16 protein-coding genes are annotated in these 25989 nt (G+C 62.7%); 1 reads left to right on the forward strand and 15 read right to left on the reverse strand.

Features of this window, described 5'->3' with window-relative positions:
• Window positions 1–121 precede the first annotated feature (121 nt).
• The 10 genes from FE782_RS16625 to FE782_RS16670 all read right to left on the reverse strand — a co-directional run bounded on the left by FE782_RS16625 (window position 122) and on the right by FE782_RS16670 (window position 19215).
• On the reverse strand, window positions 122–1759 hold the full coding sequence (locus FE782_RS16625) for a response regulator (RefSeq protein ID WP_138195369.1): 1638 nt from the start codon (window positions 1757–1759) through the stop codon (window positions 122–124).
• Complete coding sequence (locus tag FE782_RS16630; protein WP_138195370.1) at window positions 1752–3572, reverse strand: cache domain-containing sensor histidine kinase; 1821 nt, start codon at window positions 3570–3572, stop codon at window positions 1752–1754. Before FE782_RS16630 ends, FE782_RS16625 begins: the two co-directional genes overlap by 8 nt.
• A gap of 14 nt (window positions 3573–3586) precedes the next feature.
• Complete coding sequence (locus FE782_RS16635) at window positions 3587–4894, reverse strand: ABC transporter substrate-binding protein (protein WP_138195371.1); 1308 nt, start codon at window positions 4892–4894, stop codon at window positions 3587–3589.
• 12 nt (window positions 4895–4906) lie between these two features.
• Window positions 4907–6664 carry a family 43 glycosylhydrolase gene (locus FE782_RS16640; protein WP_138195372.1) on the reverse strand — a complete coding sequence of 586 codons (1758 nt, stop codon included), beginning with the start codon at window positions 6662–6664 and terminating at the stop codon, window positions 4907–4909.
• Between the two features lie 28 nt (window positions 6665–6692).
• On the reverse strand, window positions 6693–7550 hold the full coding sequence (locus FE782_RS16645) for a carbohydrate ABC transporter permease (RefSeq protein WP_238392520.1): 858 nt from the start codon (window positions 7548–7550) through the stop codon (window positions 6693–6695).
• A gap of 10 nt (window positions 7551–7560) precedes the next feature.
• Complete coding sequence (locus FE782_RS16650) at window positions 7561–8454, reverse strand: carbohydrate ABC transporter permease (protein ID WP_238392521.1); 894 nt, start codon at window positions 8452–8454, stop codon at window positions 7561–7563.
• Between the two features lie 87 nt (window positions 8455–8541).
• Window positions 8542–9849 (reverse strand): ABC transporter substrate-binding protein, encoded by a 1308-nt coding sequence (locus FE782_RS16655; protein WP_238392522.1) that lies wholly within the window; start codon window positions 9847–9849, stop codon window positions 8542–8544.
• 372 nt (window positions 9850–10221) lie between these two features.
• Entirely contained in the window at window positions 10222–16752 is a 6531-nt protein-coding gene (locus FE782_RS16660; protein WP_158299424.1) for a lamin tail domain-containing protein, read from the reverse strand.
• Between the two features lie 15 nt (window positions 16753–16767).
• On the reverse strand, window positions 16768–17901 hold the full coding sequence (locus tag FE782_RS16665; protein ID WP_158299425.1) for a HupE/UreJ family protein: 1134 nt from the start codon (window positions 17899–17901) through the stop codon (window positions 16768–16770).
• Between the two features lie 156 nt (window positions 17902–18057).
• Window positions 18058–19215, reverse strand: a complete 1158-nt coding sequence (locus FE782_RS16670; RefSeq protein ID WP_138195376.1) for a metallophosphoesterase — start codon at window positions 19213–19215, stop codon at window positions 18058–18060.
• 95 nt (window positions 19216–19310) lie between these two features.
• Here FE782_RS16670 and FE782_RS16675 point away from each other — a divergent pair, with 95 nt between their 5' ends.
• Complete coding sequence (locus tag FE782_RS16675; protein ID WP_138195377.1) at window positions 19311–19817, forward strand: hypothetical protein; 507 nt, start codon at window positions 19311–19313, stop codon at window positions 19815–19817.
• 43 nt (window positions 19818–19860) lie between these two features.
• Here the strand turns inward: FE782_RS16675 and FE782_RS16680 are convergent, their stop codons facing one another.
• From FE782_RS16680 to FE782_RS16700, 5 genes are all read right to left on the reverse strand, one after another.
• Window positions 19861–21450 (reverse strand): sensor domain-containing diguanylate cyclase, encoded by a 1590-nt coding sequence (locus tag FE782_RS16680; RefSeq protein ID WP_138195378.1) that lies wholly within the window; start codon window positions 21448–21450, stop codon window positions 19861–19863.
• 18 nt (window positions 21451–21468) lie between these two features.
• Window positions 21469–21648 carry a sporulation histidine kinase inhibitor Sda gene (gene sda / locus FE782_RS16685; RefSeq protein ID WP_238392523.1) on the reverse strand — a complete coding sequence of 60 codons (180 nt, stop codon included), beginning with the start codon at window positions 21646–21648 and terminating at the stop codon, window positions 21469–21471.
• Window positions 21649–21808: 160 nt separating this feature from the next.
• Window positions 21809–22525 (reverse strand): response regulator transcription factor, encoded by a 717-nt coding sequence (locus tag FE782_RS16690; protein ID WP_138195379.1) that lies wholly within the window; start codon window positions 22523–22525, stop codon window positions 21809–21811.
• A gap of 76 nt (window positions 22526–22601) precedes the next feature.
• Complete coding sequence (gene pnpS / locus FE782_RS16695) at window positions 22602–24398, reverse strand: two-component system histidine kinase PnpS (RefSeq protein ID WP_138195380.1); 1797 nt, start codon at window positions 24396–24398, stop codon at window positions 22602–22604.
• On the reverse strand, window positions 24398–25945 hold the full coding sequence (locus FE782_RS16700; RefSeq protein ID WP_138195381.1) for a fumarate hydratase: 1548 nt from the start codon (window positions 25943–25945) through the stop codon (window positions 24398–24400). The genes pnpS and FE782_RS16700 overlap by 1 nt, the downstream gene beginning before the upstream one ends.
• Window positions 25946–25989: the final 44 nt, after the last annotated feature.

Below are 25989 nucleotides of genomic sequence, written 5' to 3' on the forward strand. Positions count from 1 at the left end.
AACCGAGGAGAAGGACAAAAAAAGAGAATCCCCCTCCTCGTTGAAAGGCGAATCGAAGGACAAAAAAACCGACGGAGCGTCGCCCCGTCGGTCCGATTCCGTTGATGCGTCATCCCTTCGTTCAACTGCCGCCGACGTCCTCCCTCATGCGCTCCCGGTATTCCGTAGGGGACACGCCCGTCTCGCCCTTGAACACGCGGTTGAAGTGGCGCACGTTGCGGAAGCCGGTCCGTTCGGCGACTTCCGCAACGAGGGCGTTCGTCGCGGCGAGCAGATGCTTCGCCGCCTCGACGCGGATCGCGGTAAGCCGTTCGACGAACGTGACGCCGGTCTTCTGCTTGAACAACGCGCTGAAGTACGCGGGATTCAGATACAACATCTCCGCCATCCGGCCGAGCGTGATCGACTCAGCATAATTCGCCTCCATGTACCGGATCGCCTTCGCGACGGCGTCCGCCGGCCGATCCGCGCCGGCGGCGGCGACGCAGCCGGCCAGCCGGCCGAACAGCGAGCCGCACAGCTCGGTCAGCTCGTCGCTGGCGGAAACCGAGCAGACGTCGAACAGCAGCTCGCGCACGTCCTTCTCGCCGAGCCACGCTTTCGCGACGCCCCATTCGGAGGCAAGTTCGTAGCAGCGTATGACAAGCTTGCAAATATGGCGATGCACCGTCTGCGGCGTCGGCGCCTTCCGGCACAGCTCCGCGGCGGCCTCGCGCGCCCGCTCCTCCGCCTCCGCGGGGCGACCGTCGGCGATCGCCCGCTCGAGCGCCTCCCACGACCATTCCCGCGGCTCCGCATGCGCCAGCGTCGTGCCGTCCGCCTCCATACGCTCGTATGCGAGCACTTTGTCGCCGCCGACGATAAGCCGGCGCAACAGCGCGATCTCCGCTTCCCGGTACGACGCCGCGAGCGACTCCGCGCCCGGCGACAGCCGTCCGACGCCGATCGTGACGGTCAGGTCGGAGAGCGACTTGATTTGCAGCCGGATCGATTCGGCCATCTCGAGATGCTTCCGCATCGCGTCTGCGCCGCCCTCCCCGTTCAGCATCGCCACGACCTCCGAGTCGTTCAGCACGAAGCTGAACCCCGTCGTCCGCCGGTCGATGACCTCCTGCACGAACTGTTGAATATACAGCTGGAAGAGCGACGGATCCGCCCGCCCGTACCGCTCCGAGCCGACCGACTGCTTATCGAGCTTCACGATCATGCACGCGTAACAAGGCGCGTCGAACCGGAGGCCGAGCTCTTCCTCCAGCTGCCGGATCTCGTCCTCGCCGACGGCGCCTCGCGCCAATGCCGCCGCAAGATGCTCGGAAGCGCGCTCCCGCGCGCGGCGCTGGTCGCCCTTCGCCCACTCCGGCGCCGCGCTTCGGCGCTCGGCGCGCTCCCGAACTTCCGCCTTCAAGCGGTCGAGCAGCTTCGCGAGCTCCTCCCGTTCGATCGGCTTCATCAGGTAATCCTTGGCGCCGTGCTGCATCGATTGCTTCACGTAAGCGAAGTCCTCGTACCCGCTGACGACCGCGCTGACCAAATCCGGGAACCGCTCGCGGGCGATCTTCTGCAGCTGCAGGCCGTCCATGCGCGGCATCCGAATGTCCGTCAGCATGACGTCGGGACGCCGATCCTGCAGGAGATCGAGCGCTTCGTAGCCGTCCCTGGCGTCTCCGACCACGCGCCACTCGGCGTCGATCGAAGCGATCATCGAGCTGAGGCCTCTCCGGAAGATCGCTTCGTCGTCCACGATTACGATATTAGGCATCGTCTTCCCCCTTCGACGCCGGCGCGTCCGAAGCCCGGATCGCCGGCAGCGTTAGAATGACCTTCACTCCTTGGTACGGCATGCTCTCGAGCGTAATGCCGTACGGCTCGCCGAAATGCAGCCGAATTCGCCGATGGACGTTGAGCAGCCCGTTGCCGGTCGTCCCGCCGACGTCTCTCGCCGAGCGAAGCCGCTCCTGCAGCTCCTCGAGCCGCTCGCTCGAGAGGCCGATCCCGTCGTCCTCCAGCGTCAGCCGCAGCACGCCGTCGGCCGCGCCGCCGCCGAGGCGGACGCGGCCGACGCCGATGCCCTTGTCGAGCCCGTGATTCAAGGCGTTCTCGACGATCGGCTGCAGCAGCAGCGGAATCATCCGGCAGTCCAAGGCGTCCGGATCGATGTCGCAGGCGTAGTCGATCCGGTCGTCGTAGCGCAGCTTCTGGATCGCCATATACCCGTTCACGTGCTCGAGCTCGTCGCGCAGCGTGACCATCTCCTTGCGGCTGCTCAACGAATAACGCAGCAGCCGGCTCAAGCTGTTGGACATAAGCACGATCTCCCGATTCCCTTCCAGCTCCGCGTACATGCTGATCGAGCCGAGCGTATTGTATAGAAAATGCGGATTGATCTTGCTCTGCAACGCCGCGATCTGCGCGTCCTTCTCGCGCAGCTCCGTCTCGTACAGCAAGTACCCGAGCTCGCTGAGCTTCGAGACCATCGTGTTGAAGGCGTGCCCGAGCCGGCCGACCTCGTCGCCGCTCGACACCGGGAAGGCGACCTGCAGGTCGCCTTGCTCCACCTTCCGCATGAGACGGCTCAGCTTGCGCAGCGGCTTCGTGACGCCGAACGCGAACAAGGCGGACAGCGCCATCGCCAGGCCGACGAACACGACGCCGATGAGCACGATGGAATTGCGCACGATGACGCTGTCCTCCATCAGCTCCCGTACCGGCACCGCGCTGACCGTCGTCCATCCCGTCACCGACGAGGTGACGTGGGAGACGAGCAGGCTGCCGACGTTCGGCACGTCGAGATGTCGCACGCCTTCCCCCTCCAAGCGCCCGATCGACGCCGGATCGCCGACGCCGAGCGTCGAGCCGATGACGAGGCTCCCGCTCCGATCCGCGATGTACAGCGTCTCGTGCTCGCCGAGCTTCACCTGGGACAAGATGTTGCGGACCGCCGCCGGATCGATGTCGATGACGATATAACCGAGCGTCCGTCCGGTGTCGAAGCTGCGCAGCTCTCTTGCGATCGAGAACACCTGATAGACCGTCCCGCTCGTCGAAGCGATCTCGTGCGTCGTGATGAACGTCGGCTGCCCGAACTGTCCCTTGGCCCGCTTCAGCCATTCGGCGTCGTCGTCCAGCTTATACGAAGTGATGTACTGACTCTCCGGCAGCACGACGTACGAGGCGCCGCGTTCCCCGTACAGTGACACGCCCATAATGTCGACGCGCCCGTTGATGAACACCTTCGAGACGAAGCCGTTCAGCTGCTCGATTTCGTCGAGCGTGAGCGGTTGACCCTCTTCCCGCTTCGACCCGAGAAAGTCCAGAATCTCTTCGTATTGATAGGGCATGAGGGACAGCCGGTTCAGCTCGTTCATGTACGTGTCGATGTTGAGCGTCACCTGCTTCAACGTCTGAAGCTGATAGGCGCCGACGTTCCGCTCCATCGTCCGCTCGAAGCCGCCGTACGCGAACCAAGCCATGGCGCCGAGCGGCACGACGATGAGGACGCAGTTGACGACGATCAGTTTTTTGGCGAGCTCCTGATCGGTAAACCGCCGGAGCAAGGTGCGTATCCAGGACATGACGTATCTCCCCATCATTGCCGCAGCTCGGCGTCGATCGTCTCCTCGGCTCGGCGAAGCGCCTCGGCCGGCGTCTGGCGCTTGTAGATCATCCGCTCGAACTCGCGGATGAGCACCTCGATCATCGCCCATTGCTTTACGTGTCTCGGCCAATAAGCGACGTAATCGGCCGTCGCCGCGTAATCGCTGCGATATTTCATCGCGCCGAGCGCCTCTCCTTCGACGACCTTCGTGAGGCTCGGCACATGGCCGGCCGCCGCCCACATTTCGCCGTGCTCGACCATCCAGCGGGCGAACGTCAGGATGGCGTCCCGTTTCCCGTCCTCCATATCGTGCCGCGTCGGGATCGCGAGCGTATGCGTGTCGCCCCACACCGCCGGACGGTCGTACAATACCGGCACCGGCACGACGCCGAAGTCGAGCGACGGCGCATTTTCGAACGCGCCGGTTCCCCACATCCCCGTAATGAGCACGGCCGCCTTCCCGTCGTAAAACAGCTTGAACGCGTCGTTAATATCCGGCGGGATGAGCCGCTTCTCGTACAACCCGTTCACGAACTCCAGCGCCTCGAGCGCCTTCGGGTTGTTCAGCGCCGCGGCCGTCGCGGCCGCGTTGTAGAAGACGCCGCCGCCCTCCATCTGATTGTACAGACTCCACCAGAGCCAGACGGAGTCGATGCGCGTGCTCGGCTGCGCCATCGGCGCGACGTCCGGCGGAACCGCGTCCCGGATCCGGGACAGGAACGCCTCGAAGCCTTCCGGTCCGCTTCCGATCATCGGCCTGTCTTCCCCGTCCAGCGCGCCGGCCGCCGCCAGATGCGCCTTGTTGTAGTACATGACGAGCGCATGCGTGTCGAGCGGCACGGAGTACAATCGTCCGTCGTACGTCGCGGCTTCCGCGATATTCGGATTGAATCCGCTCGGGTCGAGTCCGGCGCGCTTCGCGGGTTCGGACAGATCCTCGATGTACCCGTTCTGAACGAATTGCGGCAGGCTCGTCGTATGGATGATCGCGACGTCGGGGGCGTTGCCCGCGAGAATCGCCGTGCGCAGCCGCTGGTAATAATCGTCCAGCCGGGAATTCGTCTGCTTCACCTGAATGTCGGGATGCTCCGCGTTGAACCGGTCGACCATCTCGGTCATGAATCGGTTATCGCCCCCGCTGAACGGCGTCCAATATTCCAATTGGTGCTTCGGCGCGGGGACGGCGGCCGCCTCGGGCGAGAGCGGCTCCTCGCCGCCGAAGCAGCCCGCCAGCAGGACGAGCGCGGCGGCGGGCAGCCAGGAAGCGAGCCGTCGATGGATCCATCCGGTACGGTTCACCGGGCACTCCCCCTATTGTCGTGATGTCGTTTCGATCGCGTCGAACGTAAGCGGCCCCGTAGCCCCGTCGAGGACGACGTCGTTCGCGCCGGCCGCCAGCTTCACCCTGACCTCGACGGGCGCGAAGCGATTGCGCTCGCCCGGCGCGACTTCGACCTCAGCGGCGTCGCCGCCGTTCGCGCGGATGCGAAACCGCGCCGGCGAATCGGAGGCGTTGGAGACGTACGCCGTCACGACGTACGTGCCGGACACGGGCACCCGCACGTTCGCGAACCGGATCGCCGCCGCTTCCTCGCCCGCGGGCAGCTTCGCGACGCCCCAGCCCGTCGCGAACGGGTTCGTCTCAGCTAGCGCGCCGCCCTCCGCCTGCGCGTTCTCCGCCTCGTACCGCGGCAGCTCGATCGCCGTCACGCTCCAGTCGTCGCCGCCGGCGCGAATCGCGATCGCGTTCGCGCCTTCCGTAAGCGGCACGCGCGCGTACGCGTACCCCGTCTCGCCCGCGCCGGTCGGTGGCAGCGCCGCCTCGCCGGCGTAGACGCCGTTCGCCGATAACGCTGCGGGAACGACGTCTCCGCTCTCGTTCGTATAATGCACGAGCAGCGCGGCCGTCGTCTCGACGCTCGAGGCGATCCCTGCGAACGACAGCGCATCGCCTTCGAGGACGGCATGCTCGGCGCGGAAGACGCCGGCGCCCGACGGCGCTTCGATCGCCGTATCGAGCGACAAAGCCGGCCCGAACGAAGGCATCCCGTCCGCAGACCATACGACCTTCTGCGCGCGCGCCTTCCGGTTGTTCCAGCCGTCGGAGATGCCGCTCGTCGCGTGGTACACGATCCAGTCTTCCGTTCCGTCCGGCGACGTCGTGAACGAGTTATGCCCCGGGCCGTAGACGCCGGCTTCGTCGTTCATCGTCAGCAGCGGCGCTTGCGACTTCTTCCAGTTTTCCGGGACGAGCGGATCGGCGCCGGCTTCAAGCGTCAGCATCCCGATGCTGTAGAACGGCGTCCAACTGCCCGCGCCGGAATAAAACAGGAACGTGCGGCCGTTCTTTTTCAAAATCGCTTGCCCTTCGTTAATGTACGGCGGTCCGCCCGCGCGCTCCCAATCGAGGTCGGGCTTCGACAGCAGCACCCGCGGCCCGCTGATCGTCAGCGGATCGCTCATCGGCGCGATATACGTGTTCTGCGCGATGTTGACGTCGCCCTCCCAGCCCGACCAGACGAAGTACAGCTTGTCGTCCAGCTCGAGCGCGAGGCCGTCGATCGCCCACTTGTTCGTTTCGTCCGCGATTTGTCCGCGGAACGTCCACGACCCCATCGGGTCGTCCGTATCCGCTTCGAGCGCGTACATGCGGTGATTGTCGTTGAGGCCGTTGTCGGCGGCGAAGTAGATGTACCATTTTCCGCGTAAAAATTGGATTTCCGGGGCCCATAGATTGGCCGAATACATCGTGTCGACCGGCGGATACCAGACGACCTTGCGCTCCGCCCCGCGGAAGTCGAGCGTGCGCGATTTCATGACCATGACGTCCGCGCCGTTGTGCGTGAACGTCATATAGTAAAACCCGTCTTTGTATACGACGCTGGGATCCGGCGTATCGATCTCCGCCAGCGTGTTCTTGAACGTGCCTCCGTGCCCCGCGTAATCCACCGCGACCTCCGGCGCCTTCTCGTTCGCGCGCTGCATGATCATCCATCCTCCTAGAATCGCCAACGCCGCGACGGACGCGACGATGACGGTAACCGTTTTCTTATTTCTCCATCGGTCCATTCCGTTCCTCCCCGCTCGCTGAAACCCCTTATTTGATGCCGGACTGCGTAATGGCTCGCACGAACGACCGTTGTCCGAAAATGAACACCAGCAGCACCGGCAGCGCCGCGATCGTCGTCATCGCCATCAGCTTGCCATACGCTTGAGTATAACTGCCGTGGGCCATCATGGCGATCCCCGCCGTAATCGTGCGCATCTCCGGCGACGTCGTGGCGTACAGCGGCCAGACGAAGTCGTTGTACACGCCCATGAACGTAAATATGCCGAGCGTCACCATGATCGGGACCGAAGACGGCAGCAGGACGCTCGCGTATACCTGCCACTTGTTCGCGCCGTCGATGCGGGCGGCCTCCTCGATCTCTCGCGGGAACGAAACGAAAAATTGGTACAGCAGGAAGACGCCGAACGCGCCCGCCGTGTACGGAAGCACCAACGCGTAATACGTATTAATGAGCCCGAACTGGTTGAACTCCAGGTACATCGGCAGGAACGTGAGCACGCCCGGAATCATAAGCGACGCCACGAACATCGGGAACAGCACGCGGCGCAGCGGCACGTCCGGGAGCCTTGCGAGCGCGTACGCGGCCATCGAGTCGATCCACAGCACGAGCGCGGTGCCCGCGGCGCCGGCGAACAGCGAGTTGAAGATCCACCGGGTGATCGGCACGTTCATGAGCTCGCCCGTCAGGCCGTCCACGAAGTTGTCGAACGTCGGCTTCTTGGGGATGAAGTTCATTTGGCCGGCTAACGCCTCGAAGTCGTTTTTGAACCCGGTGGACAGCATCCAGACGAGCGGCAGCAAGAAGACGGCGGCCGTCGCGGCAGCGATCAGGACGAGGAGGGCGGTTCTTATTTTCTTCAGGTTCATGTTCCTGTTCATGTTCATGTTCATGGCGCTACTCCTTCCTTCCGTAAGTCAGGCGGTATTGAACGACCGACACCGCCATGATGAGCAGCGCCATCAGGACGGCCATGGCGGACGCGGAGCCGAGCTCCTTGCGGATGAACGCCTGATCGAGAATGTTGATGAGCAGCACCTTCGTGCTGTCGCCGGGGCCGCCGCGCGTCAGCAGGAACGGTTGGGCGTAGATATTGAACGACGCGATCGTCGACGTGATCAAGACGAAGAGCATGACCGGACGGATCGACGGCAGCGTAATGGCGACGAATTTGCGCCATGCGTTCGCGCCGTCGATGGAGGCCGCTTCGTAATGGTCCTCCGGCACCTCGTTGAGCGCGTTAATGAAGATGACCATATTAAAGCCGATCGTCCACCAGAGCGTCGCCAGCACGAGGGCGATCCACGCCCACGGCCGGCCGGTCAGCCACGGCGCCGGGTCGAGGCTGAGCTTGGCTAAGAAGCTGTTGATGAAGCCGGCGTTCGTATCGAACATCATGAGCCAAATAACGGCCATCACCGACGCGGACAGCGCGTACGGCAGGAAGTAGAAGGTGCGGAACAACCCCCGGATGCGGCGGGGCAGCGCGTTCACGAGCAGCGACAAGGCGAGCCCGAGAGCGATTAGGAGCGGTACGGAATAGATCACGAATTGCAGCGTCGCCCACAAGCCGTTGAAGAACAGGCTGTTCAGGTATGTTCCGGGAGTGAAGATGCTTGCGTAGTGTTGGAAGCCGACGAACGGATGCTCCTTCGAGAGCAGTTCGAATTCATGAAGACTGATGTAGATGCCATACAGGATCGGGATGAGCAAGAACAGCGCGAAGCACGCCAAATACGGAAGCACGAACAACGACGAAGTAAACCGGGACCGCCAGGACGCCCTCAGCAATACCGCCGCCTCCTTTGTTTGAGATTGATGGGGAAAAAGACGGGAGACTCGTTCGCTCTCCCGTCTTCTTCGCATGCGTCGTTTCGGTTACTTGCCGATCGCCTGCCGCGACTTCGCGACGGCGTCGTCCATCGCCTGCTGCGGGTCCTTCTCGCCGAGCAGCGCGCTGCTGAGCTCGCCCCAGATCGGCTCGGAGATCGTCGGCCAGTTGAGCACGTTCGGCGCGAACTGCACGTGCGGGAAGCTGCCTGCGATCGCGCTGTTCGGCAGCGCCTTGAACTCCTCGCTCTCGAGCATCGGCTTCGACGCGAGCGCCTGGCCCGACTTCGCCCACTCGATCGAATTCGACGCCACGTACTTGAGGAAGTCGCCGACCGCGTCGATCGTCGCTTCGTCCTTCAAGCTGGCCGGGATGACGAAGTTATGCGAGCCGCCGAAGACGGCTTGCTTCGCCTTGCCGAGCTGCGGCATCGGCGCGAGGCCGTAGTTGATGCCGGCTTCGTCGAACTGCCCCTTCATCCACGGGCCGTTGAACTGAATCGCGTTCTTGCCTTGGAGGAACAACGTGTTCTCGCCGTCCTGCTGTACGTTGCCTGGAGAGATGCCGCGGTCGACGAGGCTGCGCATCCATTGGATCATCTCGACCGCTTCCGGCGAGTTGTACGCGACGTCGCTGCCGTTCCACAGCTCGCCGCCGTTCTGCCAGACGAGCGTCGGGAAGATGAACTGCTGCGGCCAGAGCGTCGGCAGCACGTACCCGTATACGCCGGCGTTCGCGTCCGTCAGCTTCGTCACCGCCGCCTCGAACTCTTCCATATTCGTCGGAGGGGCGGCGATGCCGGCCTTTTGGAACAGGTCCTTGTTGTAGTACATGACCAGCGGGTGAATGTCGAGCGGGATACCATACCACTTGCCGTCGATCGTCGAATATTCGACCGGCGCTTCGACGTAGTCCGCTTTGTTGATGCCTGCGGCGTCGGCCAGCGGCTCCATCGGCGCGAGCTGGCCCTTGCTGACGTAGGTCGGGATTTGGTCCACGTGCATGATCATCAGGTCGGGGCGTTCGCTCTCCGTGCTGAGCGCCACGTCGAGCTGCTTATAATATTCGCCGTTCGGCTGGATGACGAAGTTCACCTTCACGCCGTCCTGCGACGCGTTGTACTTATCCACCATCTCCTGCATGAACGGGCCGTCCGCGCCGGAGAACGGCGACCAGAACAGCACCTCCGTCGTGCCGCCGCCCCCGCCGCCGCTATTGCCGCCGGATGTCGACGTGCCGCCTCCGGCATCGCCGCCTCCGCCCGTACCGCCTCCGCCGCCTCCGGAGCACGCCGTGACGGTCATCGCCCCGGCGATCAGCAGCGCCGTAAGGCCGAACTTTCGTTTGTCGTTCATTTCCTGTTTCCCCCTAGAATCGAATGGTAACCGCTTCCTTGCTTCTCATGTTACCGGGCGGGGGAAGGCGGAAGAATGGCGTTTTTTTGGGGGGACCGGACATTTTTTTAGGTGATGGATGGGATGCCGCCTCCGACTTGAAACGGAAATCCTCCCTCTAATTCGAACAGCGGGGCTTTCCTTGACACACCGAAACGGAAAACCTCCCTCTAAATCAGCTCCGCGACACGAAAATCGGGCCATCCGCCGAAATTAGATGGAGGTTTTCCGTCTAAACAAGCAAAACAGGCCGTTCCTCCTTGAATTAGATGGAGCTTTTCCGTCTAAATAAAAAGCGCCCGAGCCGGAGGAGTCCGACTCGAGCGCCGCATCTTACTGATTCATGTAATACATAAGCAATCGATGCACGATCGCGGCGGCTTGCGCCCGCGTCGCCGGCTCCGCTGGCGCGAATCGCCCATCTTCAAGACCGGTGACGATGCCGGCGCTCCGAAGCGAAGCGGCTGCCTCGAGCGCGTAAGCGGCGATGTCCGCTTGGTCCGCGAAGCGCTCCGCCGCCCCGCGTTCGAGCGCGGCGCCTGCAAGCGATGCCGCACGGAACGTCATCGCCGCGATATCTTGGCGCGCGATCGGTTCGTCGGCGCCGAAGCTGCCGTCGGCTCGGCCGTTCGCGATGCCGAGACGATACGCTTCCGTTACGACGTCGTAATGCCAATCGTCCCTCGCTACGTCCGAGAACGCGGCCGCCGCCCGATTCGTCTCGATCGACCCGAAGTCGAACGCGCCCATCAACAGCTTCAAGTATTCGACTCTCGTAATCGGGCGCTGCGGCTCGAATACGTTCGGACGTACGCCGTTCAAGACGTCTCTCGCGGCGAGCGCTTCGATGTCCGCCCTCGCCCACGGCACCGCGCCGATATCGTCGAACGATACCGCTCGATGCGCCGCGGCATACCGGCTAAAGTGCTTCGGCTCGAACGTTACCGCACCCGTCGCTTCGTCGTACAGCGAAGCGGGCACCGCCTCCAACTCGCCGGCATCGGTAAGGTAATACACGACGACCCGGTTGGGGGCTTGGCCGGACTTCAGCGCATAATTCATTCGAACGGTGACGCCCTTGGCCGTCTCGAACGCGGACACCGGTTCCCCGTCGACGACGATTTCGAAATCGTACACCGGGTTGTCGCCGATCCGCGCCGCCGCTTGCGGAGACAGCCCTTCGGCCGCGACGACGGCTACTCTGAATTCTGCCTCCGTCGCTCCCGCGAATCGCTCCAACTCGTCGAGCGTCGCCGTGACGACGGCGAAGCCGGCGTCGATCGCCAAGGACGTCTTCCTGCCGGCCCGCAGCGCTTCGACGACGGTTCCCGCCGGAAGCGAGACGCGCACGGTATGGACCGTCTCCTCGCTTTCGGCGACCCGAAGGAGAACCGTACCGGTATCCGCCCCTTCGACGGCTTCCCCGAACGCTTCCTTGCCGACCGACGCGCTCGCCACGCCTTCCTTCACCTGCGCCGGTATGATTAGCCCGCCGTTCGCCACTTGCTGCGTCGATTCCCCGGCGCCCGGCGTCGTTCCCGTTCCCGGGCTCGGAGCCGGGTTCGTACCCGGATTCGGATCCGGATCGGGATTCGTGCCCGGATCCGGGTCGGACGATCCGGGGTTCGCCGTAAACTTCCAAATATCCGAAAACGCCTTCGCCCCATGCTCGTCTTCCGCGATCGCATACCATTCGTAATTCCCGGCGGTCAACCCGACCCAATCGAACGATGCGTTCGCTCCGCTTTGCACGTTCTCGACGGTCCCGATCGGCTGATCCGAATACACGTTCACGGCGAAATAATCGGTCGCGACCCGCTTCGTCTTCGGCGTCAAATCCAAATCGAGCGAAAACTCGTCCTTGTTCGGATACTGTTCAGGATCGTAAAAGTTGTAATCGTCCAAATACGGCGAATACGTCTTGATATGCAACTTATTGTTATCGATGTCGAATTGCATCAAGCGGATATAGCCTTGCCCGCCTTCCGGACCGCCTTGATAGTCCGCGAGCATCTGGTACACGCTGCGGTCCGGCGCGCCGTCTCCGTCGTCGTCGATCTCGTCGACGAGCAGCTCGGCGTCGTGGTAATGACCCGATAACACCGCGATCACATTAGCGTTCGGCACGACGACCTGCTCGTGAATTTTGTCCGCGATCGGCGCGCGGTTGCCCGACACGAGCAAATACTCATGGAAGTTCAGAACGGCCATTCGATCCGGATATTGCTTCAATACCCGGTCCATCCACGCGATTTCCTCGTCGCCGATGCCCCAGCCCATGTACAGGAAAATATAATCGTTCCCGTGCGAGGAAACCAAATCGTAATGCCCGCGGTTATTGTTGTAAGAGCCGCCGAACGTATCCTGACCCTTAAATCGGTCTTCGCCGAAGTAGGTCCAGTAATTGTCGTATGCGCCTTGCTTGCCGGACACGTCATGGTTGCCCGCCAAGACGCCGTACGGAATGTTCGCGTCTTCCAACACTTTCATGTTCTCCGAAGCGACGGCCCATTGATACGGCTTGTCGGCTTCGTCGACCAGATCGCCGGTATGCGTCACGTATTCGATCTTCATCTCGTCTTTCTTCTCGGCGATCCACTCCACGATATCTTGGTAAATATGCGGATAGCTCTCCGAGTAATATTGCGTGTCGGACATCCACACGAACGAATAGTCGTAGTCGTCCTCGGTCGGCGGAATTTCGTCCTGCACCATCAGCTTGATCCGCCGGTCGACCGCGTAATCGCCTGCCTCCACCTCGGCGGTCAACGCGAAGTCTTCCGTTCCGGCGACTTGCGAATCCAGCGCGTTCCATATCTCCCCGATCGGGTCCCAAGCGTACAACGTCACCTTACGGCCTTCGAGCGAATGGCCCTTCCATTCGACGCGAACCGGATCCGACTCCTTCACGGACGCGTCCAACGTCACTTCGAAACGCTGGTACGGGAACTTGTCGACGGCGTCGTTGATCAGGTAGTCGCCGTCTACGGCAGCGATCTTCGCGTAGTCCTCGTCGCCGAACGCCTGCTCCCCGGCCGGCGCCGAATCCCGCGGAGGCTCCCGATCGACCGCGTTCAAGAAGCCCGCGAACCATTCCCTCGCGCCGGCGAAATACTTGAAGCCTCTCGAAAACGAGACGTCCATCGTGTCTTCCGTCGGGTCGACGACCTTCACCGTCAACGACGCGGTCGTCGACGACACGGTTCCTCCGTGGGTCGGAGCGACGAGCGTCGGCGGCGCCGGCGTTTCGTCCGGGACGAAGAAAGCCGTCTCGACGAGCGCTTCGTTCCCGACCTTATCGAGAGCCGTAACGCGAAGCGTATGCTTCCCTTCGGCCAGCTCCCAAGAAGCCGTAGCGTAAGGCAGCGCGATCGACTTCCCGTCCAGCGTCGCGGCGATCGATTGTACCCCCGCGAGCGCATCGGTTACGGCGGCCGCGATCGTGAACGGCCCGCGATACGTCTCCCCTTCGATCACCGAAGGTTCGATGACGGGAGCGGTATTGTCCACGACGACGTCGGACGTCTCGACGCCGTACGTCGCGTGGGCGACCGCTACCGTATGCGTACCGTCCGGCACGGCCGTCGTGTCCCACGCGTACGCCTTGGACGCCAGCTTCCGCGCCGGGACGTCGAAGCGGAAGTCGACGACCGGATGCTTGCCGGCGCTGTCACCCATCTTGATCGCCAAGTCGCGCGTGGAAAATTCCGGACGCGCGTCGAACAACTCCGTACCGTCCGCAAGAACGAGTCGCACGTTGCGAACGTCGAAGTCGTCTTTGTTTTCCTCGACGCGATCGTCGAACGGAGACGCCTTGGAGCCCGCTCGGATCGATACGGTATTGATGCCGCCTTGCAGTCGGTCCGCATCGATCGGAACGGTCAGCGTCGTCCAGGAATTGACCGTGTCGTCGAAGATGCGCAATATGTCTTGACCCATGACGACGCCGTTTTTGAAGTAGAAGTTGACGCCCGTCGTCTCGAACGCGAAGTACGCGTCGCTCTCCAACGCTTCATACGCGCCTGCCGAGACATCCGTACCGTCGATCGTCAGCGAGAGCTCGCTCGCCGGCGCCTGCTCGGCCGTTCCCCTTATGATGCGGGTGCCCGACAAGACGTCGCCGTCTTTCACGTTCAGTCGTACGTTCGACGTATCGCGTCCGCTCAAAATCCGCACCCGGAACGGGTCCGTCGTTCGTACGTTCGCGCCGTCGGAGTATTCGAAATAATAATCGATGTAATGGCGGCCGATCAATTCCGGCGAATAAATGAGATAGTGGTACAGCGAATCGTTGAAGTTTTCCTGCAAATACCGCTTCGTATAGTCCGCCTGGCGGTCCGACTTATAGTACAGCGCTACAGTCCGAACGAGTCGGTCGTCGCGAATGTCCGCGGCCAAGTCCAGGTTTTCCGATTGATGCACTTCCGTAACTCCCGTTTCGTTCGCGAACGTCGGCGGTACCGGATCGGACGGCAGCGACGTCGGGATGGCGGGCACCTGCTCCTCCGATACGCTGCCCGGCGTCGCCGGCAGAAGGCCCGCGCTATGCTTGATCATCGTCGTGCCGCCGTCCAGCGGGTATTTATAGAAAATGCCCATGTTCGGCTTCGTCTCTTCGTCCGTGTCGTAATACGCCGCGGACAACTCGAATCTCGTGTTCGTCGCGACGACGACGCCGCGCTTGCCGCCGTTCGCCATCCCGCCGGAGTACATGCGGAAAATATTTTCGTTTTCCACCAAGTTCACTCGATACAGCGCGTTGAAGTCGGCGACGGTCTGATTGTCGTTCGAGCCGTTGATGATCCAGAACACCAGCGTGTCGCGCGCCCCGATGATCATGTCTTCCCGGTCCGTCGGCCAGACGACGTCCGCTTCGGGACCCGAGTCGGTGTAGCGGTATAAGATTTTATAGTCCTTCAGGTTGATCGGGCTGTCGGTGTTGTTGTAAATTTCGATGAACTCATATCCGTCCGCTCCGCCGACGTTCGCGGAATCCGGCACGATTTCGGTCACGAGCAGCGGCGAGACGCGGGCATAGTCGAAATCCCCCGGCTCGATGAACGCGGTATAGATCGGCGTCTGGACCGTCGTCTTGCTGTCGGCCGCCTCGATATAATACTGGACCGACGCCTCGGACAGCGCCGACACCGGGATCGATGCCGCATAGGCGTCGCCCGCCCCCCGGGTCATGACCGCGGATTGGAACTCGGCCGCCGAAGCTTTCTTGAAATACAGCTTTGCCGTTACGTCGTCGTTCCCAGTCGCCTGTTCGGCGTTCTCGATGTCGGCGGCGATCGCGATGGCTTGGTCCGACTTCCCGTCCGTCACCGGCGTATGCGCGATGACCGGAGGACGGTTCACCGGCGTCGGCGCACCGGACGTCCGCGCCGGCACTTGCGATGCCGACACCGCACCCGGCGTCGCCGCTTCGGTCCCGGCGCTCGTCTTGACCATCCGGTTCGTCCCGTCGATCGGGTAGCCGTAGAAAATCCCTTTGTTCGGCTGCGTCTCGAGATCGTTGTCGTAAGAAGCCTCCGCCCATTCGGTTCCGTCCTTGGCGGCGATGACGATTTTCCGTTGTCCCCCGTTCGCCATGCCTCCTCCGCCTTGGATTCTGACGAGGTTCGCGTTCTCCTGCAGCGCTGCGCCGAAGTTCGCGTTGAACTGATCGACCGTCGCCGCCTGGTTTTGTTCGTTCAAAACCCAGAGCACCATCGCCTGCTTCGAAGGCAGCGGAATTTCGGCCAGCGGCGTCTCCCACGTCCATTCCGTCTCCGAGGTCGACGACGTGAAGCGGTAGAGGATTTTATAATTGCGTAAATCGATCGTCTCGTCGGTGTTGTTGTAGATTTCAATGAATTCGTACCCGTCCGAACCGTTGATGTTGTCCGTATCCGGCACCAATTCCGTAATGAGCAGCTCCGGAAGCCGGCCGAAGTCGAACGTTTCGGTTTGGACGGCGACGGGTACGACCGGCGTCGTCTCGACCAACGCGCCGTTCCGGGCTTCGATGTAGTAGCTATGCTGCGCTTCGACAAGCGCTCCGCTCGGAATGAACGCGGTATACGCGTTGCCGCCGATCGGCGTCATCGGAAGCGGGCTGTACGCCGCGGCCGACGCCGGCTTGTGGTAGACGACCGCCGTCACCGCGTCGTCGTACACCGACGCCGTCACGCTCGCGGCGATCGTCGCGGCGAGCGCCAACCCTTCGGTCGCCCGGGTTTCGGTCGCCGGCGTATGCGCGATGACGGGCAGACCGGCCACGGACTGCTTCGGATCGACGGAGCCCGGCGTCGGCGCCGCTCGCACGGCTTGCTTCAGCGTCGGCGCACCCGTTGCGGGCAGCCGGAAGTGGACGCCGAGTCCCGAGCCGATGTCCGCCGCCGAATATGAGGAAGACGACAGTTCCTCCCCGCCCTTCCGGATAATAACGCCCCGTTCCGCCGAATTGGAGAACCCGTCGAAGCCGGTCACTTCGACGACGTCGTCCGCGGTCAAGCTTGTCCCGTACGCGGCGTTGAAGGCATCCAACGTATTGCCGCCGTTGTTATACCAGAATACTATTGTGTCGCGTGCGCCCAACGTCTTGTTTTCGAAGACGAGCGTCTTGTTCGAAGACGGATTCGGATAACGATAAATGAAGTCGTAATCGTTCAATGCGATCGGCGCGTCCGAGTTGTTGTACACCTCGAAAAATTCGAAGTTGTCCGTCCCGCTGACATCCGGATGAATTTCCGACACGAACAGTTCCGGCACGGGCGCCGCCACGGCGACCTCGTCCCGAATCGGCGCAACCGTTCCGCATAGGACGGCGGCCGCGAGCGTCGCCGAGATCCATTTTCGCAATCGTATAGCTTTGTACAATCCTCTCACTCCCGTCTACTTCATGTTTTCTAGGACTCTTTCGCAAAACCAGTACAGACCGAACGCGCCCACCGCTCCCGACGCGTACCTCGCCCACGGGATGCGCCCGGCGTAACGCCGTACCGACCAGAGCAGCGGCAGCGCCGCGGCGACGACGACCAGCTGGCCGATCTCCACGCCGAGATTGAAGGAGAAGAGCGGCAGCGCGACGTTGCCCGATAACGTGCCGTGCAGGATTTCCGCGAACCCGAAGCCGTGCACCAATCCGAACAAGGCGGTAACCTGCAGGCGGCTGCGATCCGCCTCTTCGCGCCGGAGGACGTTCTCCGCTGCGACGTACAAGATGCTTAAGGCGATGACCGGTTCCACGACGAGCGGCGACAGCGACGCCAGCTCCAAGGCGGACAACGCGAGCGTCGCGCTGTGCCCTAGCGTAAACGCCGTGATCGTCGCGGCTAAGCTCTTCCACCCTCGAACGTTCAGAAGCAACGCCAAGACGAAAAGCATATGGTCGAGTCCGCCCCAAATATGCTCCATGCCCATCCATACGAACGTGCCTAGCGTGCTTGTCCACGACACGTCCGCGCCGCGCGCTCCTTCGGCCGCCGCCCCGTTCGCCCCCGCGATTTGCAAGATCGTATTCGAGGCGTTCAGCACCTGATCGACCGTGTGCTCCCCGATGCGAATCGAAGCGAAATTGCGATAATCCGGATGCGTGTCGAAGAGCAGGCCGTATTGGATCATGAATCGGCTTACGGGCGCCTCGTAGCCGTAACGGATATCGATCCGAACCATCGGCGATTTCGCCTTCTCGTCGAACGCCGCCCCTTCGACTTCCCCCGTCCCGAGCTCCCCGTCGCCCGTGACGGCGATCCCGTCATTCACGAACGCTTCGATCGCGTCGATGCCCGTCCGAAGCTCCTCCGGCGAAATCCGTTCGTCTCGGTCGAGATCGAGGTCCGGCAGCGTCTCCGCCAGGTCTTGCTCCGATACGAATAAGCCGTAGGCTAATCCCCGGTCCTCGACGACGATCTCCGAATATCCCGTCGACCCGGCGTGAGCCGAGGCCGTCCCGCTTATGAACGTCGATCCGAGCGCCGCGACGACCGCCGCGGCCCAACCGATCGTTCCCGCGAAGCGATGTCTCACGTTGAAGATGCACCCTTCCTTTCGTTTCTTCCGACGTAGTTCAACGTACGGCATCGTTGTCATCGAGAGATTAAACCGAAGTAAAGATGTCGTTAAGATCTATGAAAAGGAAAAGAAAGACACCCGCCGATCGGCAGGTGTCTTAAGATCAAACATTTATTCGGTTTTCCGCGGCTCCAGCTCCAGCGTAATTCGGATCCATTCGCTGCGGCTCCCGATCCGGATCGGGGGGCCCCAGAAGCCGTAGCCGGAGGAGACGATCGCATGGAACGCGCCCCGCGAGACGTACCCCCAATCCAGATCGAACAATCTTCGCGTGATCAGATGGCCCGGCGCCAGCTGCCCGCGATGCGTATGGCCGGACAGCATCAGGTCGACGCCGGCCGCCTCCGCCTCGGCGAAGCCGAGCGGCTGATGGTCCATCAGCACGACCGGCCGGCGGAGGTCCGCCCCCGCCAGCAGCGGCTCGAGGTCCGCCCGGCGAAGGCCGTACCGGCCGGCGGACCGATCGAGCCGCCCGACGAGCGTCAGCTCGCCGCCGACGTCGATCGTCTCGTCCATCAGCATGCGGATGCCGGACGACGCCATCGCCTCGGCGAACGCGTCGCCCGCGCGCCCCCCGAACGGGTCATGGTTGCCCGTCACCGCGTAGACGCCGAGCCTCGCCCGGAAACCGCGGAAGACGTCCGCCAGCTTGTCCTTGACGAACGGGGCGAGGTCGTCGTCGATCACATCGCCGGGCAGCAGCACGAGGTCGGGCTCGAACGTATTGACGTCGCGGACGAGCCGTTCCAGATGCCGCCGCCCGACCAAGGCGCCGAGGTGCAGATCGGACGCGACGGCGATGCGCAGCGTCGTCCGACCCGCGGCCGGCTTGCGGACGCGAAGCCGGAACTCGCGCGCGACCGGCCGCCAGGCGTTCCACGAGCCGTAGCCGATCAAGCCGACGAGCGCGACGACGACGCACCAGCCGACGAAGAGCGCGGGCGACTTCACTCCCGCGAGGCCGAGCAGCCAGACGGCGACGTCCGCGACGGGCAGCATCAGGATCAAGTACACCATCGCCGCCATCCAGTAGGCGCCGACGCGCATCAAGGCGCGTAGCGGCGCCGCGTCGAATCGGACGGACAGCGCACGCCCGATCAGGTAGGCGTAAGCGAGCAGCGCGAACGGGAGCCAGAACGCCGCGCCGCCGGCGCCGGCGCCGGGGAGCAGCTGCCGCAGCCATGCGGCGCCGTGCCAGCCGATTCCCCATTGCAGCAAGGAGTAGATCAATAGAAAGATGGCGATGGCCCCCGCGATTCTTCCTTTCATCGGTTCGTTCCTCCGAACAGTAAGTTTCTGTATAAACTCAAGGGTATGCTATAATCGCAATCAGATCAAATTCGGTACACGGAGGCGTCTCACCCATGCTCGACTTCGAACGCAAGCTCGCCGTCTTCTCTTCCTTCCCGGAGCTCGTCCGCAAGGACGTATCGCTCGGCCGGGTCAACTTCCATTACGAACAAAGCGTCTACGAAAAGAAAACCGTCGGCTTCCACCTGCATCCGAACGGCAACGGCTACGTGTATGCCGCCCTGATCCCGGGCGCGGAAACCGACCCCAAAGGCTTCGTCAACGTGCGCGACGCGTCCGAAGACGAGCTGCGCGAGTGGATCGCCGCGTCGATTCGGTCGCTCTCGTCGCGGCCGGACGGCGAGGCGCAGGCCGCGGCGGCGCCGACCCCCGAGCCGCAGACCGCAGCCCCCGCGGCCACTGAGAGCCGTTGGACCAACGACGAGGGCCAGACGCTGCGGCTGACGTTCGAAGACGACCTCTGGTACGTCTTCGCCGGACAAAACCTGGAGTCCGCCTTCGAGACGTACGACGAAGCCGAAGCGTACATGCGCGAAGAAGGCTTCCGAAAGCAGCCTTAACGAAACAACGGCGGAGCCGGGACCCTGTCCCGCTCCGCCGTCGCTATGTCCGCCGCTTCCCGACCACCGTTCGGTTGCGGCCCTCGTTTTTCGCGCGGTACATCGCCTCGTCCGCCGATTCGAACAGCGCTTCCGCCGACATGCCGGACCGGGGGTAGTCCGCGATGCCGATCGACAGCGTGATCGGCCGACCGATCGGACTGTCCGTCGACTCGAACGTCCGGCGAATCCGCTCCGCCGCGGGGAATGCCGTCGCCGCGTCCGAGCGCTCCAACAGGACGACGAACTCCTCGCCGCCGAACCGGAAGCAGAAGTCGGTAGGCCGCAGCGTCGACTGCACGGTCTTCGCCAGGAAGCGAAGCACATCGTCCCCGACCGCATGCCCGTACGTGTCGTTGATCGTCTTGAACCGGTCGATATCCATTACGAGCAAAGCGAACGGCTCCTCGGCGAGCAGCTTACGCTCCAAAGCATCGTTCATCGCCCGCCGGTTCGGCAGCCCCGTGAGCGGATCCGTCATCGCTTCGCTCGTCAATTGGTCGTTCTGCTGCTGCATCGCGCGAATCGCCATACGCATGGAGTCGCTGAGCAGGTCGGCCTCCCGGTTCCAATGGCCGGGCAGCATCGCCTCCGGCACGCGTTCGCCGCGCGACAGCCTGCCGGCGACCTCGGAGAGGAAGACGATCGGCGCCGCGAGCCGGCGCGCCAAGTACACCGCGACGAGGAGCATGAGCAGGCAGGCCGGCGCAATGTACATCAGCCGGTTCCACGTATGGTGCCGCAGCTCCTTCTCCACCGATTGCAGCGGCGTCTGCGCCACGATGCCCCAGCCGTTCTCCTCCACGTGCGCGTATCCGGCCAAATACTCGATGCCCAACGTATTGACGACGCGCTTCCGACCGTTCCGCCCCTCCATCAAATCCCGAACGACTGGATTCGCTCTGACGTCTTCCCCGAGCCGCGCGGGGGAAGGATGGAACACCAACTTCCCGCCGCTGTCCACGATATACGCGTACGTGCCGGAGACGTCGAGCAAGTCCGAACCGAACACGTCGTTGAACACATTCGCCTGATGGAGATATAACGTCCCCGCTAAGAGTCCGAGATAGGCGCCGTCGTCGGCGAAGATCGGCTCCGACATGACGACGATCAGGCGCCCGGTCGCGCCGACGTAAGGCTGCGAGAAGTAGGGCGCCCGCAGCAGATGCGCTTCCGCGAGCGTCTCCGAGTAAATTCTCTTCCCCCCGATCCCTACGGATGGCGGGGAGATGCTTCTTACGATCCCCTCCTCGCTCACCGCCAAGATCGAATTGAACATCCCGCCGCCCCCGTGGAGCAGCATGTCCAGCGGCTCCCGAAGCTCGTCGTCGTCGTCCCAGTGATGAGCCGCTTGCCGCGCCCCGTACTTCAACGTCGACCGCATCGATCGAAGCAGCGCATCCATCGTCGTCGCCATCTTATTCGCGGTGGATTGGTTCAATTCCAACGTCGTCTCGTATAAGAGCCGCTGCTCCGCCCGATACCCGACGACCAATTGAACGACGGTCGTCATCACGACCGCAAAAACAACAAGACCACCGAATAAGATCGTCAAGCTGATCCTACCAGTGGTACGCCCTTTCCGCATAAACATGAATCGTAACCCCTCTATTTATCCGTCCAACGCCTCGTCCGCGCGCTCGGAGACAAGCCCGGCTCCGACGATCGCCGCGGCCTTCCCCCTGCGCCTTATCTCGCGCTCGAGCATCTCGATAAAAGCTTGATCCAAAGAGTGCTTGACCGAATCCCGATAGGCCTGAAGCAGTAATTCGTCAGTCATCTGTCGTATCATCTTTCACCCTCCTTGGAAGGTTTACACCCTTACTTTATCGTAAATTGGTCGAGCGTACCATGAAAGTTGACGCGCGTCATTTTCCGAACAGGGCCTGTATGCTTACGAAAAAAAAAAGGCGTCCGCCGCTCCGAAGAGCCCGCGAACGCCGTCTTCCTTATCATGGTTTCTTAGAGACGACCAGCTTATACCCGACGCCGCGAATCGAATCGATCTGGACGCTCTGCTGATTCATCTCCAACTTCTTGCGCAGCGAGGACACATGCACGTCCACGGTCCGCTGGCCCCCGACGTAATCGAAACCCCATACGACGTTCATCAGATCGTCGCGCGTGACGACCATGCCCGGCCGCTGCACCAAATATAACAGCACTTCGAACTCCTTGGGCCTTAGCACGATCGATTCCCCGCCAAGGGCGACTTCGTATTTCTCCGGATAAATCCGCAAGTCGCCGACGGAGATCACCTTCTCCTGCACGGTCTCGACAGCCGCCGGTTCGCCGTCCTTCGGCTGCGTCCGCCGCAGCACGGCGCTCACCCGCGCGAGCAGCTCCGCGACGCCGAACGGCTTCGTCATGTAGTCGTCCGCGCCGAGCTTCAGCCCTTGCACGACGTCGTTCTCCGCGTTGCGCGCCGTAAGGATGATGATCGGGGTGCGATCGCCCTGCTGCCGGAGCTTCGTCAGCACCTCGAACCCGCTCAGCCCGGGCAGCATAATATCGAGCACGATCAGATCGTACCGCCGACCCGTCGCCGCCGCCAATCCGTCGCTCCCGTTGTCCGCCGTATCGACCGTATAGCCTTCTTGCGACAGGTTATAGGTCAACAGGCGGGATAACGTCGGCTCGTCCTCGATGACCAGAATGTTGTGCGGCATGGGACCCCCCCCGTCCATCGAATGATCTTTCCTTCATAGTAGCATATCTCTCGGAAAATGAAACCGCGCCCGCGCCTCATTGCAGCACCGGCAGCTCGATGATGAAGCGCGTCCCCATCCCGAGCTCGCTCTCCACCCGGATCGTCCCCTTGTGCAGCTCCACGAGATGCTTCACGATGCTGAGGCCCAGCCCCGTGCCGCCGGAGACGCGCGAACGCGCCTTGTCCACGCGATAGAACCGCTCGAAGATGCGAGGCAGATCCTTCTTCGGAATGCCGACCCCGTAATCCTGCACCGTGATCCGTACGCGCTCGTATTCGTCGGGCCGCGCCGCGTCCTCGAGAATCGGATCCACCATCACGCGCAGCCGGCCCCCGTCATGCGAATACGTAATGCCGTTCGACAGCAGGTTGACGAGAATTTGCTGCAGCCGGTCTTCGTCCGCTTCGATATACACGTCCTGATCGACGGCGGCTTCGAGCGTAATCCCTTTCTTCTTCGCTTCCGTCGCCATCATGTGGAAGATGCGCTCGACGAACGTCTTCATCTCCACCGGGGAAAACTGCAGCGGCACCCGCTTCGACTCGATCTTCGACAAATCCAAAATGTCTCCGATCAGCCGGTTGAGCCGTTCGCTCTCGTCGTAGATGATTTGCAGGAACGACTTCGTCGTCGCCGGATCGCTCGCCGCCCCGCCGAGCAGCGTCTCGGCGAACCCCTTCACCGCCGCGATCGGCGTCTTCAGCTCGTGCGACACGTTCGCCACGAATTCGCTGCGCATCCGCTCGAGCCGCCGGATGGCGGTAATGTCGTGCATGACGACCAGTATGCCGGCGTAGGCGTCCTCCGCGATCGTCATCGGCACGGCGTGAATATCGAGCATCCGCTCTTCGGGATAGTGGAACACGACCTCGCCCCGGAGCGGCTCTCGACGTTGGAAGCATTCGGCGATCATCCGGGTCAGCTCTTGCTGCGTCTTCGTCAGCGTATAGCGCTGGCCGAGCAGCTCTCCGGACGAGAAGCCGAGGAACTCCTCCGCCGACCGGTTGAGCAGCACGATCTTCCCTTCCCGGTCCACCATGACGACGCCGCTCGTCATGTTGTCGAGCACGCTCTTCAGCCGGCTCTCGTCTTCTTGGATTTGGTTCATCTGGTACTGCAGGCTCTCGGACATCTTGTTGATCGCGTGCCCGAGCTGCCCGATTTCGTCTTTGTTCGGGATCGCGATCCGCGCGCGATAATTCATATTCGTAATCTGGTAGGCGACTCGCGTCATCTTCTCGATCGGCCCCGTGAGGCTCAGCGACATCCGGTACGCGATCAAGGCGGTGACCATCAAGATGACGATCAAGCCGAGGCCGAGATACGACGCGATACGGCGCGTCTCGGCGTCGAGCGGCTGCATGCTCTCCCCGAAGCGGACGTACCCGACGCCCGCCTTGCCGAACGACGCCGGCATCGCCACGTACATCGTCTGCGCTTCGGCGGACGGCTCCCGACGGATGTGCACGCCGGGGGCGCCGCCCTTCGCGCGGGCGATCTCCGGCGGCAGGCCTTCGCCCGCCGGCGCCTCGGCGCCGCCGGAATCGCCGAGCGCGACGCCGTCCTCGTCGAAGAACGTCACTCGCGCGCCCGTCTTGCGCGCCATGCGGATCGCTTCCCTGCGGAACATCTCGCCGCCGACGGAGTTCTCGGACACATAATCCCAGTCCACCGTCGCGAGATACATCTCTAGCTGCTCCCCGAGCCCTTCCTCGAGCGCATGGATTTGCGAATCGCGCATCACCGAGATCGTAAAGATGCCTGCCGCGATATTCGACAGGCCGATGAAAAATATGAAAATCAGCGTGAGCCGATGCCGAAACTTCAGCATTAGCGGAATACCGGCTCCTTGAACGACTCGAGCTTCTCGAAGGAGCTCTTATCGACGTCCGCGTGCAGGCTGTTGCCGTGCGAATCCATCGTGACGATCGCCGCGAAGCCTTCCACGTTCAGGTGCCACATCGCTTCCGGTATGCCGAACTCCATGAAGTCGACGCCCTCTACGCCCTTAATCGTCTCCGCGTAATATTGCGCCGCGCCGCCGATCGCGTTCAGGTATACGCCGCCGTGCTCCTGCAGCGCCTTCAGCGTCTTCGGCCCCATGCCGCCCTTGCCGATGACCGCGCGAATGCCGAACTTCTTGATAATGTCGCCTTGGTACGGCTCCTCGCGAATCGACGTCGTCGGTCCGGCCGCCTTCACATGCCAGCCCGCTTCGTCCTTCAGCATGACCGGTCCGCAGTGGTACAGCGCCGCCCCGTTCAGATCGACCGGCGCGTCGTGATCCATCAAGTGCTTGTGGATCGCGTCGCGGCCCGTGTACATGCGGCCGTTCAAGATGACGACGTCCCCGACGCGGAGCTGACGCACTTGCTCTTCCGTAATCGGCGTCGTCAGGACGACTTCGCGGCGTTCCGGCTGCGCTTCGGCGGCTTCCGCGGCCGCCGCTTCCGCCTGCTCCTCGCTCATGGCGAGCGCCGTTCCGCGCTCGTACACCCATTCGTTGATCTCGCCGGTCGCGGCGTCGATCAAGACGCCTTGGCGTCGGAACGCCCAGCAGTTATACGCCACGGAGACGAAGTAGCTCGCCGGCAACCGGTTCATGACGCCGATCTTGCAGCCGAGCAGCGTCACCTCGCCGCCGAAGCCCATCGTGCCGATGCCGAGCTTGTTGGCGTTCTCGAGCACGTATTCCTCCAGCTTGCGGAGGTCTTCGTGTTCGTTCGCGTCGTCGACTTTGCGGAACAGCTGCATCTTCGCCAGCTCGTACCCCGTCGTGCGGTCGCCGCCGATGCCGACGCCGATGAAGCCGGCGCTGCAGCCTTGGCCCTGCGCCTGGTATACCGCGTGCATGATGCACTTGCGGATGCCGTCGAGATCCCGGCCCGCCTTGCCGAGACCCGGCAGCTCCGTAGGCAGGCTGTACTGGATGTTTTTGTTTTCGCAGCCGCCGCCCTTCAGGATCAGCTTTACCTCGATGTCGTCGCGCTCCCACTGCTCGAAGTGAATGACCGGCGTACCGGGGCCGAGGTTGTCGCCCGTATTGTCGCCCGTCAGCGAATCGACGGAATTCGTCCGCAGCTTGCCGTCCTTCGTCGTGCGCGCGATCGCCGAGCGGATCGCCTTCTTCATCTCGATCTGATTGGCGCCGACCGGGGTGTGCACGATGAACGTCGGCATGCCGGTGTCCTGGCAGATCGGGGACACGTTCGTCTCCGCCATCGTAATATTGTTCGCGATCGTCGCCATCGACAGCGCGGCGCGGGTGCCGGCGCTCTCGCGCTTCGCCCCGGCCTTGATGGCGCGGCGCACGTCCGCGGGCAGGTTCGTCGAAGTCTCAACGATGAGATCGTATACGCTTTGCTCGAAATGTTTCATAGATCGTACGGTTCTCCCCTCGAATGCTTGATCGAAAATATATC

The organism is Paenibacillus antri (assembly GCF_005765165.1).
GTDB lineage: Bacteria > Bacillota > Bacilli > Paenibacillales > YIM-B00363 > Paenibacillus_AE > Paenibacillus_AE antri.